Origin of the sequence: Micromonospora sp. LOL_013 (assembly GCF_048060315.1) — a bacterium.
Taxonomy (GTDB): domain Bacteria; phylum Actinomycetota; class Actinomycetes; order Mycobacteriales; family Micromonosporaceae; genus Micromonospora_E.
The window spans coordinates 26921-39973 of the sequence record NZ_JBHMIQ010000041.1; the positions used below are offsets into that span (position 1 = coordinate 26921).

Annotated in this window: 8 protein-coding genes and 1 pseudogene; 5 read left to right on the forward strand and 4 right to left on the reverse strand. The window is 68.9% G+C overall.

All coding sequences use genetic code 11. The features are described 5' to 3' along the window. Positions 1–78 precede the first annotated feature (78 nt). Together drmD and ACFHWS_RS23470 are read left to right on the forward strand one after the other, a co-directional pair. Complete coding sequence (drmD, locus tag ACFHWS_RS23465; protein ID WP_416569093.1) at positions 79–3318, forward strand: DISARM system SNF2-like helicase DrmD; 3240 nt, start codon at positions 79–81, stop codon at positions 3316–3318. Continuing rightward, positions 3318–7472: an Eco57I restriction-modification methylase domain-containing protein gene (locus tag ACFHWS_RS23470; RefSeq protein ID WP_416569086.1), complete on the forward strand. Its 4155-nt coding sequence runs from the start codon at positions 3318–3320 to the stop codon at positions 7470–7472. The genes drmD and ACFHWS_RS23470 overlap by 1 nt, the downstream gene beginning before the upstream one ends. A 17-nt stretch (positions 7473–7489) precedes the next feature. Here the strand turns inward: ACFHWS_RS23470 and ACFHWS_RS23475 are convergent, their stop codons facing one another. Both ACFHWS_RS23475 and ACFHWS_RS23480 read right to left on the reverse strand, forming a co-directional pair. Continuing rightward, positions 7490–7918: an Imm1 family immunity protein gene (locus ACFHWS_RS23475; RefSeq protein ID WP_416551055.1), complete on the reverse strand. Its 429-nt coding sequence runs from the start codon at positions 7916–7918 to the stop codon at positions 7490–7492. Then, a complete protein-coding gene (locus ACFHWS_RS23480) occupies positions 7906–8661 on the reverse strand; it encodes a DddA-like double-stranded DNA deaminase toxin (protein ID WP_416551056.1) in 756 nt (251 codons plus the stop codon). The genes ACFHWS_RS23475 and ACFHWS_RS23480 overlap by 13 nt, the downstream gene beginning before the upstream one ends. A 184-nt stretch (positions 8662–8845) precedes the next feature. Here ACFHWS_RS23480 and ACFHWS_RS23485 point away from each other — a divergent pair, with 184 nt between their 5' ends. The 3 genes from ACFHWS_RS23485 to ACFHWS_RS23495 all read left to right on the forward strand — a co-directional run bounded on the left by ACFHWS_RS23485 (position 8846) and on the right by ACFHWS_RS23495 (position 10551). Further along, positions 8846–9193, forward strand: a complete 348-nt coding sequence (locus ACFHWS_RS23485) for a hypothetical protein (RefSeq protein WP_416569087.1) — start codon at positions 8846–8848, stop codon at positions 9191–9193. Positions 9194–9295: 102 nt separating this feature from the next. Continuing rightward, positions 9296–10078, forward strand: coding sequence for a helix-turn-helix domain-containing protein (locus ACFHWS_RS23490; RefSeq protein ID WP_416569088.1), 783 nt, complete (start codon positions 9296–9298; stop codon positions 10076–10078). Then, a complete protein-coding gene (locus ACFHWS_RS23495) occupies positions 10027–10551 on the forward strand; it encodes an integrase core domain-containing protein (RefSeq protein ID WP_416551108.1) in 525 nt (174 codons plus the stop codon). Before ACFHWS_RS23490 ends, ACFHWS_RS23495 begins: the two co-directional genes overlap by 52 nt. Here the strand turns inward: ACFHWS_RS23495 and ltrA are convergent. Together ltrA and ACFHWS_RS23505 are read right to left on the reverse strand one after the other, a co-directional pair. Further along, positions 10451–11746 (reverse strand): annotated as a pseudogene (gene ltrA / locus ACFHWS_RS23500) (group II intron reverse transcriptase/maturase); the annotation flags it as partial. The gene ACFHWS_RS23495 and the pseudogene ltrA overlap by 101 nt on opposite strands. Positions 11747–12096: 350 nt before the next feature. After that, complete coding sequence (locus tag ACFHWS_RS23505) at positions 12097–12795, reverse strand: IS110 family transposase (protein ID WP_416551058.1); 699 nt, start codon at positions 12793–12795, stop codon at positions 12097–12099. Positions 12796–13053 lie beyond the last annotated feature (258 nt).

Below are 13053 nucleotides of genomic sequence, written 5' to 3' on the forward strand. Positions count from 1 at the left end.
GCGGAGAGCCCATGTTACGCAGTGGTCCCGGGCTCAGGAAACGACGAAAGGTGCAGAGTGGAGGCACGTACGTATGGAATGGGCCGTTCGGACACTTCGCACCAAACTATCGACGATGCTCAGCGTGCCGGATCGGCTGTCCCAACCCTGACGGAGCAGTCGGCGGCGCCCGCCGAAGGCCAACTGGTAACGGTACGAAACCGCAGGTGGGTGGCGGCGCAGGTGCATCGCGGCGAGGTCGCCAGCGCCGATCCGCACGTGTTCACCGGGCCGGCGCCGCACCTGGTGCAGCTGATCAGCGTCGAGGACGATGCCCGCGACGAGGAGTTGCGGGTGGTCTGGGAGTTGGAGCCCGGTCGGGCGGTGCACGACTCCACCGTCCTGCCCGGTCCGGGTGACGGGTTCGACGACCCGGCCCAACTGGACGCATTCCTCGACGCGGTCCGTTGGGGTGCGATTGCCTCGGCCGACCGTACGGCGTTGCAGGCCCCGTTCCGTTCCGGCGTGGAGATCGAGGATTACCAGCTCGACCCGGTGGTGCGGGCGCTGTCCATGCCGCGGACCAATCTATTGATTGCCGATGATGTCGGACTGGGTAAGACAATTGAATCCGGCCTGGTCATGCAGGAGTTGATGTTGCGGCACCGGGCCCGGACGATGGTGATCGTCTGCCCGGCCGGGCTGACCCGGCAGTGGCGCGACGAAATGCGCGACAAGTTCGGCCTCGAATTCCGCATCGTCGACAGCGCACTGCTGCGTGACCTGCGACGCAGCCGAGGCCTGTACGCGAACCCGTGGACCCACTACCCCCGGTTGATCGTCAGCGTCGACTGGCTCAAACGCGACCGCCCGCTGCGGCTGCTCCGCGAGGTGCTGCCGACCGCCCCCCGCTACCCGCGCGCCATCGACCTGCTCGTGGTCGACGAGATCCACACCTGCGCGCCGGCCGGCCGGGGCCGCTACGCCACCGACTCCCAGCGGACGAAGGCGATCCGGACCCTCGCCCCGCACTGCGAGCACCGGCTGTTCCTGTCGGCGACCCCGCACAACGGCTACCTGGAGTCGTTCACCGCGCTGCTGGAGCTGCTCGACGACCAGCGCTTCGCCCGAGGGGTGAAACCGACCGACGAGCAACTGGCCCGGGTGATGGTCCGCCGGCTCAAAAATGAACTGCCACGGAGGTGGGACGGCACCCCACGGTTCCCGGTGCGCCGCCTCGACTACCTTGAAGTCGACTACCCGGCCGCCGAACGGCACGCCCACGAGCTGCTGTCGCGCTACGCCGCCAGCCGCCGCGACGCCGCCGCCGACCGGGCCGGGCAGCTCGCCGCCGACTTCGTCACCACGCTGCTCAAACGCCGGCTCTTCTCGTCACCGAAGGCGTTCGCCGAAACCGTCGACACCCACCTGGCCACGATGTCCGCCCGCACCGACGGCCACCCCGCCGACACCGCACCGGTACGCGACAAGGCCGACAAGGTGCTGCGGCCGGCGATCGACCGGCTCGACGAGACCGCCGAGGACGACGAGGCGTACGGCGAGGTCGAAACCGACGCCCTGACCGCCGTACGCCGCTGGGCGCCGCCGCTGTCCACCCAGGAAAAGGCGCTGCTCACCGGGCTGCAGACCTGGGCCCGGTCGGCGCAGCACCAGCCGGACGCCAAGTTCACCGCGCTGCGCGCCTGGCTGGACCCGATCGTGCGGCCGGGCGGCGACTGGTCCGGCGAACGGGTCATCATCTTCACCGAGTACCGCGACACCCAGCGCTGGCTGCACGAACGGCTGATCACCGCCGGCTACCCGGCGGAACGGATCGCGTTGCTGTTCGGCGGCCAGGACCCGCAGGACCGCGAACAGGTCAAGAACGTGTTCACCGAGGACCCGGCCCTGGACCCGGTACGGGTGCTGCTGGCCACCGACGCCGCCAGCGAAGGCATCAACCTGCAGCGCCACTGCCACCGGCTGCTGCACTGGGAGATCCCGTGGAACCCCAACCGGCTGGAGCAGCGCAACGGCCGCATCGACCGGCACGGTCAACGGGCCGCCGAGGTGCAGGTGCTGCACTTCGTCCCGGCCGGCTGGCAGCACGCCGACTACACCGACGGGTCCCTTGAGGACGAGCTGGCGTTCCTGCGGCTGGCTGTGGAGAAGGTCGAGGCGATCCGCACCGACCTGGGCAGCGCCGGTGAGGTCATCGCCACCCAGGTCGAGCAGAAGATGACCGGCAAGCGTACGGACTGGCGGGCAACCGACGCCGAGATCGGCCAGCGGGCCAGCCGTGCCCGGCTACGGTACGAGCGGGACCTGGCCCGTGAACTGCAGCGGCTCACCGAGAAGCTGCATGCCAGCCGTACCCAGCTGAACCTGACCCCGGCCACGGTGGAGCGGGTGGTCCGCACGGCGCTGCGGCTGGCGCACCGCCGCGACCTGATCGTGGCCCCGACCCCGGCGGACGCCACCGGCACCTGGTTCCGGCTGCCGGAGCTGCCGGGCGCGTGGGCGACGGCCCGCACCGACGGTCTGCTGCATCCGGTCACCGGCCGGGAAAGGCCGGTCACGTTCGACCCGGACGCCGCGAAGGGCCGTACCGACGTGGTGCTGCTGCACCTCGGGCATCGGCTGGTCGGCATGTGCCTGCGGCTGCTGCGCGCCGAACTGTGGTCGCGGACCGGCGGCAGCACCGGGAAGCGGCTGCACCGGGTCACCGCCCGGATCGTCCCCGGTGACCTGCTGCGCAGCCCGGCGCTGATCGCCCACGGCCGGGTGGTGATCACCGGCACGGAAGGCACCCGACTGCACGAGGAGATCATCACCGCGGGCGGGCCGATCGTCGCCGGCAAACTGACCCGCGCCCGCCAGCAGGAGCTGGACGCGCTACTCGCCGCCGCCACCGACGAGACACCGGCGGAGCCGATGCTGGGCCAGCTCGTCGAGCTGTGGCCGACGCTGTCCGAGCCGCTCAGCCGGGCCCTCGCCGTCCGCGCCGACCAGCGCAAACGCAGCCTGTACAGCCTGCTGGAGCAGCGCTGCGCCGAGGAGGTCACCGCGATCGAGGCGGTGCTCGACGAGCTGGCGGCCAACATCCGGGCCCGCCTCGACGACACGCCGTCCTGGGAACAGCCGTCGCTGTTCGAGCTGGAACGCGAACAACTGCACGCCGACCGGGACGCCCTGCGGGCCCGGCTACGCGACATCCCGGCGCAGCGGCAGCGGGAAACCGACGCGCTGCGCCGCCGCTACGCCGACCCGACCGCCCGCTGGTTCCCCGCCGCCGTCACCTGCCTGGTGCCCGCCTGGATCGCCCGAGGTGCCCGCTGATGCCGTCCACCCGAAGCACCGCCACCGCAGTCAGTGCCGGCCGTCGCCCGTACCGGCCGGCTCCGCAACGTGCCGACGAGCAGCACGCCGAATGGCTCGGCCTGCTCGGCCCGGACGGGCCGTTCCTGACCGTGCCGGTGCTGACCGTCGCCCTGCCCGACGGCCTGGACACCGTGCCCGACGAGGTCCGCCAGCGGATCCGCCAAGGCTGGGGTGAGATCCTCGACGCCCCGCCGGACCTGCTCGCCCCGGCCTGGGTGGAGCTGATCCTGACCGAGCTGCTGCGCTACCCGGCCAGCGCCCGTGGCGACGGCACCGCGCTGCCGTCGGAGATCCTCGCCGGCGCCGACCGGCGTCGCCGTCGACCCGACTGGATCATGTACGGGCCGGAGCCCGGCGGCGGCCGGGCCGCCCGGCTGCACGTCTACCACCTGCCGGCTGACACCCCGCTGACCAGGCCGGACGGCGACCGGCCGGCACCCACCGAGCAGGCCGCACAGCTGTGCCGCGACACCCGCACCCCGGTGGCGCTGCTCACCAACGGCCAGCACTGGGCGCTGGTGCACGCCCGCCCCGGCACCGCCACCGGAGTCGCCGTCTTCGACGCCGACCTGTGGTTGGAGGAGCCGCTGCTGCTGCGGGCGTTCGCCACCCTGCTGGCGGCGACCCGGGTGCTGCCGCCGGCCGCCAACCCGGACGGCACCGCGTCGACCAGCCTCGCCGGGTTGTTCGTCCGCAGCGCCGACGCCCTCACCCAGGTCACCACCACCCTCGGTGACCAGGTCCGCCGGGCGGTGGAGCTGTTCGTCGGCGAACTGGCCCGGCTGGACCGCGAATCCGGCGGGGAGCTGCTGCGCGACGTCGCCGACCGGGAGATCTACCGGGGCGCGTTGACGGTGCTGATGCGGCTGGTCTTCCTGCTGTACGCCGAGGAGCAGCGGCTGCTGCCGCTCGGTGACCCGCTCTACCAGGAGGCGTACGCGGCGACCACGCTGCACGCCCAGCTGAGCCTGGCGCGGGACCTGTACAGCGAGGAGGTGACCGACCGGCGGGCGGCGGCCTGGCCCCGGCTACTGGCCCTGTTCGCGGCGGTGCACGGCGGCTGCACCCACCCGGACCTGATGATCCCGGCGCACGGCGGGTCGCTGTTCGACCCGGCCCGGTTCGGCTGGCTGCACCGGGCGGCGGTCACCGACCGGGTGATCCTGGAGATCCTGGACGCGCTGCTGGTGCTGCGCCACCGGGGCAAGGCCGCCGAGCAGCTCAGCTACTCCAGCCTCGGGGTGGAGCAGATCGGCCACGTCTACGAAGGACTGCTCGACTTCTCCTGCCTGCGGGTGGATCAGCCGCACGTCGGGTTGATCGGCAAACTGGAGCCGGAGCTGCCGCTGACCGAGCTGGTCGAGCAGGCCGCGCTCGGTGAGCCGGAGTTCCGCGACTGGCTGGTCAAACGCTGTGGGCTGACCGCCGGCCAGGTGACGAAGGCGTTGGCCCGCACACCCCGGCCGGACGAGGTGGCGGCGCTGCACGCCGCCTGCGACAACAACGCCGACCTGGCCGAGCGGGCCCGCCCGTACTGGGGGCTGCTCCGCACCGACCTGCGCGGCCTGCCGACGATCTTCCCGGCCGGGTCGGTGCTGTTCACCCAGGTCGGCGACCGACGGGCCACCGGCACCCACTACACGCCGAAGGAGCTGGCCGAGGAGGTCGTCCGGCACACCCTGGCGCCGTTGTGTTTCGCGCCCGGCCCGGCGCAGGGCGTCGCCGAGGAAGGCGTGTGGCGGGCGAAGAGCGCGGATGAGCTGCTGCGCCTGAAGGTGCTGGACCCGGCGATGGGTTCCGGCGCGTTCCTGGTGGCTGCCTGCCGCTACCTGGCCGAGGTGGTGGTGCGAGCCTGGCAGCGCGACAAGCTGCCGGCCGAGCTGGCCGACCTGCCCGCCGACGGCCGCACCGAGGAGGATCTGCGGCTGGCGGCCCGTCGGATGGTCGCCGCCCGCTGCCTGTACGGGGTGGACCGCGACGACATGGCCGTCGAGTTGGCGAAGCTGTCGCTGTGGCTGGTCACCCTGGCCAAGGGGCGACCGTTCGGCTTCCTCGACCACGCGCTGCGCTGCGGTGACTCGCTGGTCGGCATCACCTCGCTGGACCAGCTGACCGCCTTCCACCTGGACCCGGAGCAGGGCCGTTCGTTGCACGCCCGGCTCTACGGCTCGGTCACCGACCGGCTGCACGAGCTGGTCGCCGAGATGACCGAGCTGCGGGAGCAGATCGAGGCGAGCGTGGTGCAGGACACCCGCGACGCCGCCGACAAGGCGGCGAAGCTGGGCCTGATCGAGCAGATGGGGGACGGGCTGCGGCTGGCCGCCGACGCCGTCGTGGGCGCGGCGCTGTCCACCGCCGTACGGGCACAGCGCCGCCCGTGGGATCCGGCCGACGACCCCGACGACGACCCGGAGTACAAGTACGACGACCGGCTGTCGGCGATCAGCGACCAGGTGTACGCGGTGCTGCACGACCAGGCGTCGGCGGAGCAGACCCGGCAGTTGACCGACACGATCAGCGGCTGGCTGCGCGGCAGCCGCCCCGCCCCGATCCGCCCACTGCACTGGCCGCTGGAGTTCCCGGAGGTCATCAACCGCGCCGGCTTCGACGCCGTCATCGCCAACCCACCGTTCATCGGCGGGAAGAAGGTCTCCGGGGCGATCGGCGTCGACCTGCGCGAGTATCTGAAGCAGCGGATCGCCCGCGACAAGCCCGGCAACGCCGACCTGTGCTCGTACTTCCTGCTGCGCAAACTGGCCGTGACCAGGCAGGGCCGGGTCGGCATCATCGCCACGAACACGATCGCCCAGGGTGATACTCGCGAGGTCGGCCTGGACCAGGCGATCGACATGGGCTGGACGATCTACCGGGCGAACAAGTCGCAGCCGTGGCCGGGCACCGCCTCGTTGGAGGTGTCACTGCTCTGGGTGGGGCACGCCGGCAGCGGCGAGGAGCGCATCCTCGACGGCCGCAAGGTGCGGGGCATCACTCCGTCGCTCGACGCCGAGTCCCGAGTGACCGGCAACCCATACCGCCTCACCGCCAACGCCGGCCAGTCGTTTCAGGGGGCGATCGTTCTTGGTATGGGCTTCATCCTTGAGCCGGAGCAGGCGCAGGCGCTGATCACCAAGGACCCGCGCAACAAGGACGTCCTCTTCCCCTACCTCAATGGTGAAGACCTGAACACCAGTCCGGACTGCTCAGCCACCCGCTGGGTCATCGACTTCTTTGATCGATCCGAAGATGAGGCCCGCGCCTACCCAGATGTCTACGCGATCATTGAGGATCGAGTCAAACCGGAACGACAGCGCACGAAACCAGACGGCACCTATGTGCTGCGCAAGCCTCTGCCGCAGCGCTGGTGGCAATACGCCGACAAGCGACCCGCGATGCGGAAGGCCATCGAAGGACTCGACCGCGTCCTCGCCATCGCCCTCGTTAGCAGACTCGTCATGCCAACCTTTGTTGCCGCGCGCCAAGTGCTGTCGCACAAGCTTGGCGTATTCGCGACAGATCAAGCTGGGCGCCTAACGCTGCTGAGTAGTTCCTTTCACACTGCATGGTCTTGGCGAACCTCATCGACAATGAAAGCGGATCTTAACTACTCGCCTTCTGACGTGTACGAGACGTTCCCGCAGCCGGAGTTGACGGGCCGGATGGATTGGGTTGGCGAGGAGTTGGACTCGTACCGGCAGTCGGTGATGTTGGGGCGGGGGTTGGGGCTGACGAAGCTCTACAACCTGGTCCACGACGAAGGGGTGACCAGTGCGGACATCCGGCGGTTGCGGGAGATCCACGTCGAGATCGACAAGGCGGTTGCCGAGGCGTACGGCTGGTCGGACCTGCAGCTCAATCACGGGTTCCACGAGACCCGGCAGGGCACCCGCTACACGATCGACCCGGCGGTGCAGGTCGAGATCCTTGATCGCCTGCTGGAGCTGAACCACAAGCGCTACGACGAAGAGAACCGCGAGGGCCTGCACTCCGGAGCACGCCGCACACCACGCAAGTCGACCAAGTCGGTCCCGCGACCCCGAAAACCTCAGGAACCGGAGGCGCTGCTCCCTGCCTTCGACGACGCCCTGTTTCCCCGCCCCGACGCCCTCTTCTAGAGGATCCTGAGCCGCCGCTAGCCGACCTCGGGAGCCAGCGGGACGGCGGCGGATGGTCCGCCGGTGGCAATGAACTCGGCCAGCCACTGGCGGACCTCGCTCAGCGGAATCTCAGCGCTGGCGGGGACGACGTGTTCGTTTCCCATGTAGTCGTAGACGGCATCGCCGCTGCGGCTAGGGTCCCCGATCGAATAGAAGCCACCGTTGTGGTCAGTGTATGAGATGAATCCTCGGCCGCGACCGATCCCTGCTTCGATTATGGGGAGACCATCTGCGCCTAGCAGGTTTGCCTGAACGACTGAGGGGATCTGGCGATCCGTCGTGGCGGTCAGGATGTGCTCGATCAAATTGTCGAGGCCGGTCAGGTCGTCGACGATGATTGCCGGGTCGCCGGTGCCGAAGTCGTTCTCGGGGACCTGGTCGAACCAGACTTCTAGCGCCACCACGGGCGGGCACCCCCTGTGTAGGTCTTGCGGAAGTTTGGACCGTGCACGGTGATGGAGCTGCCTTCCGGGAGTAGGATCGGAAGCATTCCATCGCAGCCGAGCCGGCCTCTGCAAGGCACGTTGTTGAGGACGATATCGAGGTGGCGGATGCCGCGATCTCGCATCTGCATGGCAACCTTCATCTCGATGTCTCCGGTGCGCTGCGGAAGTCTGGGGATGCCCTCGTCGCGTAGGTGCCTGTCCACCCGATCCTGGTCGTCATCCTTGCCGCTGATGGCGTGCCGGACAACCCCTGTGTCCGGGTCGATCCATCGCCCATGTGTCTTTTGCCCGGTCCCTGGTTCGACCGCACCCGGGAGGTCGCTCCTTAACCGCTCGACTTGATCGGGAAGCAGACGTCCGCCGGCTGCTATGGACGAGGTGGCGTCGTAGGGGCCAGACCTGTCCGAAGGGGCTGCTGTCGGCTCGCCGATGATTCTACGGGTGTAGTCGAGCAGGTCTCGACCTGCGGCTGAGGTGAGTTCGGCAGCCTCTTGCAGGCGTTGGACAGCCGCTGCGGCGGCAGCGACGGCCTGGCTGGCGGCTGGATGGCTCGCCCCGCGGGTCAGTTCGCTGAGTTGCCCTTGCTGCTGGTGGATGGCTGTTCCGGCAGCTGCGAGAGCCTTGACGATGCGGGCAAGCCCTGACCGGGTTGCGTCTAGCGATCGAGCGATATCTCCTGCCGACGTGATGCCAACCTCCATTCGGAGCGGTCGAAGCTCCAGTAAACATGAAACCGGAACACATTTGGGGCGCTGCCTGATATCGTTCGATCCGGATACCTCGATGGTACGGTATCGTGTGCTTGTTTTGAGGCATAGAGGGACCCTGATGGCTTATTCGGCCGTGTACCCGTCTCCTTTGGCGGGTCAGTAGGGTCGTTTGGTCATGTCGATGCAACCGAGGCCGTGGCCAGACGTTCCGGAGCAGACCGCGCGGATGGCGCGGGCGGCGTTCCGGAAAGGGAACCTGGCGACGCGGATCCGTGACGAACTCGGCCAGGTGTACGAGGACGCCCGGTTCTCGGCGGCGTTCGGGGTCCGGGGACGGCCGGGGATCTCCCCGGCACAGTTGATGACCGCCAGTGCGTTGCAGTTCTCGGAGAACCTGACCGACTGTCAGGCCGCCGACGCGGTCCGGGACCGGGTCATGGCCTGGCATGTTGAAGATCGGCGCGGATCACGGAGAAGGCCGGACCGCACATGCAGTGAGACATCTCCGCCAGCGTTGCGATGATCATCGTTGTAAGGCGGTGCGGCTGCTGTATCTGTTCATGATCCGGGTGTTCGGTGGGCTGGGACTACTGGCCCGCACGGCGACACCGCATTGCTGGCCGAGGTGCTCGCACTGCGGCACGAGGTCGCCATCCTGCGCCGGCAGATTCGGGGCCGCCCGTGTCTGTCGTGGCCGGACCGGGCGATCCTGGCCGGACTGGCACAACTCCTACCCCGGCCGATTCGCCTCCATCGGTTGGTGACTCCGGCGACGCTGCTGGACTGGCACCGCCGGCTCGTTCGCCGGCGCTGGACACAGCCTCGCAGGAAGGGCCGGCCACCGGTCGGCGACGAGTTCCGCGAACTGGTGATGGAGATGGCACGCGACAATCCGCGTTGGGGCTTCCGGCGGATCCAGGGCGAACTCGCACGGCTGGGTCACCAGATCGCGTTCGCCACCGTCCGGCGGATCCTGCCCCGCCACCGGGTCGACCCTGCGCCACGAGCCAGCGACACCAGTTGGCGAGCCTTCCTCCGCAACCAGGCCAAGAGCCTGCTGGCCATCGGCTTCTTCCACGTCGACACGATCGGGCTGCGACGCCTGTACCTCCTGGTGATCATGGAGGTCGCCACCCGCCGGGCCCACCTACTCGGCGTCACCGCCCACCCCACCCAGCAGTGGACCGCCCCGGCCGCCCGCAACGTCGTCGCTCACCTCCGCGAACGGACCGACCGGTTCCGGTTCCTGATCCGTGACCGCGACTCCAAGTACACGGCCGCGTTCGACGAGGTCTTCACCAGCGAAGGCATCCGGGTGATCAAGACGCGCCGCGGACGCCCCGCGCGAACTGTTTCATCGAGCGCTTCGGCCGCAGCCTCCGACAGGAGTGCCTCGACCACGTTCTGATCTACAACGAACGCCACGCGGGAGCCGTGGTCGGCGAGTACCTCGAACACTTCAATGATCACAGACCGCATCAGGGCCGCCAGCAGCTGCCGCCCAACGGACTTCTGCTGACATCCGTTAGTCGCGGTAGGGACCGCCCTCACGGACGGCCCCCCGCACAGATCCCCGCATGCGGAACTACCGCACGGGGCTCCTGCCTCAGGTCCTGGCAGCGAAGCGCACTGCCGGGAACGGATGCATCACGCGGACCTTCGGTATCCATCGAGTCGCGATACGGCCCATCCGCACCCAGGTCAGCCGCGTGCGCTGGCTACGCCGCCGCAACGCCGCATACCACTGCCGGGTCACCTGGTACCGGAAGGTCGATACCGCATCGATGTTGCCGGGCACGGCGTAGTAGGCCGCGTGGCCTCGCACCACACTGGCCACCCACCGCCCCTGCTCCGGGATGGACTGATGCCGGCGGCGCTTGATCTGGTCGTTGACCTCTCGAAGCTTCGCCCGCGCCCGTTTCGAGACCGTGATACGACGCAGCCAGAACCGCCCTGACCTGGACTTCGCACAAATGTGCGTGAAGCCCAGGAAGTCGAACGTCTCCGGCTTACCCAGCCCCCGCTTGCGTCGACGCTCGGCGGCGTGCCGCCCGAACTCGACCAGCCGGGTCTTGTCCGGATGCAGTTCCAGCCCGAACCGCGCGAACCGCTCGCGCAGCTCGTCCCGGAACCGCCGCGCATCCCGCTCGTGCTCGAACCCGACGATGAAGTCGTCCGCCCACCGCACAATGATCACATCACCCTGCGCGTGGCGGCGTCTCCACCAGTCGGCCCACACGTCGAGGACGTGATGCAGGTACACGTTGGCGAGCAGTGGCGAAGCCGATGCCCCCTGCGGCGATCCCTGCTCCGTCGCCGACCATTCCCCGTCCTCGACAACCCCTGCAGCCAGCCACTTGTCAACCAGCCGCAGGACCCGCCTATCCGCGATCCGGTGCTCCAGGAACCCCCGCAGCCAGGACCGATCAAGCTGGCCGAAGAAGTCGCGGATATCCGCATCGAGCACCCAGTTCACCCGCTTCCGTTCGATCCCCACCGCGAGCGCGTCCAACGCATCACGCGGACCACGTCCCGGCCGGAACCCATACGAGAAGCCCCGGAAGTCCACCTCGTAGACAGCGTTCAGCACCTCGACGACGGCCCGCTGGACAATCTTGTCCTCCAGCGAGGCAATCCCAAGCGGCCGAAGCCGCCCGTCCGCCTTCGGAATGTAGACCCGCCTACTCGGCTTGGCCCGGTAATGCCCCGACTGCACCCGCCCATGCAGGTCCAGGAGGTTGGCCTCCAGATCCTGCCCATAGTCGGCCCACGTCACCCCGTCCACCCCCGGCGCGGCCCCCGGACGGATCGCCCAGTAGGCCCTCCGGAGTCGACCGAGGCTGACGTGGTGCAGCAGCGCGGTGAACCGCGCATCCTTATCCCGCCGTGCTACCTCACGCACACGACCCAGCGCACTGGACGCATCGGTTCCGGCACTGAGTCCGGGACGCGTTTTGCCGGCCGTGTTCCCCTTGGCTCGTCCCCTTTCCTCCCCCACCTCCGCAGCCACCTCCGTGGCCTTGTTCGGCAGGATCGCAGGTACTACGGGACGATCCGACTGCCCATGCCCGTTCATCTCAGGCGTACCGCCTCAGCGTTCCCTGAACGGCCCGTCCAGTGATCAACTGGATGGGCGGACACGGGCCCTCCCGGTTCTCGCACATGGAGGTTCCATACATGCCCTGGTTCTCTGACCCCGCGGGGCCCACCGAGGGCTCGCGAAAACGCCCCCAGCAGTGTTGCCTTCCACCTCTGTGACAGCGTCGGCACCCCGATCCCGAAATTTCGAGGCTCAATAGCCTGGCCTGCACGTACCCCTGTCAACGCTTCACCAACGCCCTCACAGACGTCAGCGCATGACTCGGGGCCGCCGTGGGTCGCTACCCCTTCGGCGTAGAGCTCTTCCATCTCCTCCTCCATGCCGGTTTATCCCGGCGCACCACAGAAATCCGGACAGGCTCCCTCCACCAGAGCGTCGTGTCTGCGACGTAGCCGCCCGTGTGCCAGCGAGGCGAGGACCTGAGGGTCACGTTCACCGGCGATCAACGCCTCGACCATGTCCCGCGTCGAGAGCGTCTTCAACGTCGACGCCACCGACGACACCTTGATCAGGGCGTCCTCGAGGAGTTTCTCCAGCCTCGACCAGTAGCGGGTCCGGTCCCGGACCAGGTCCACCCGCATCCGGGTGTAGTCCCGCAACGCCCGGATCGCCGCCGGCGGCACGAACGACGGCCGCAACAGGCCCTTCTCCGTCAGCTTGGCCAGCCACACCGCGTCGAGTTTGTCGGTCTTCGGCCGTCCGGGCACGTTACGGACGTCCCGGGCGTTGACCAGCTGCACGTCCAGACCCGCCGCCTCGAACAGGTAGAACCAGATCCGCCAGTAGTCCGACGTGCTCTCCACGGTGACCTTCTCCACCCCCGCCGCGACCAGTTCGGCGGCGAGGTCACCCACCGCGTTCGTGGTCGCCGCGACCTTCCACACCCGGCTCACCCGCCGCCCGCTCCCGGACGGCAGCCGGGTACACACCATCCCGGACTCCTTCGCCACATCGACGGCACACACCCGCCGCCAGACCTGTTCACTGTCGGCGTCCGGGATCTCCTCGACCGGCCTGCCACCCATCCCCTTGTTCCCTTTCGTGCAACCATGATCGACCAGTGGGTAGGCCGCCCGGGGGCCTCGGTCGGGAACCGAAAATCTGACCGGCGTGCTCGAAGCGACAATGCGTGACCCGTGAGGTCCGTGGCCCCGGCGCCAGACTTGCACACAGCCTCATGAGACCAAGATCGTTCGGCGTCGGCGGGCGACCTACCCACCATTTTCACGCCTGCGCGGCGTCCTCCCCAAGGGGACCGGGTGAGTTGCACGTCCCCGTGCCAC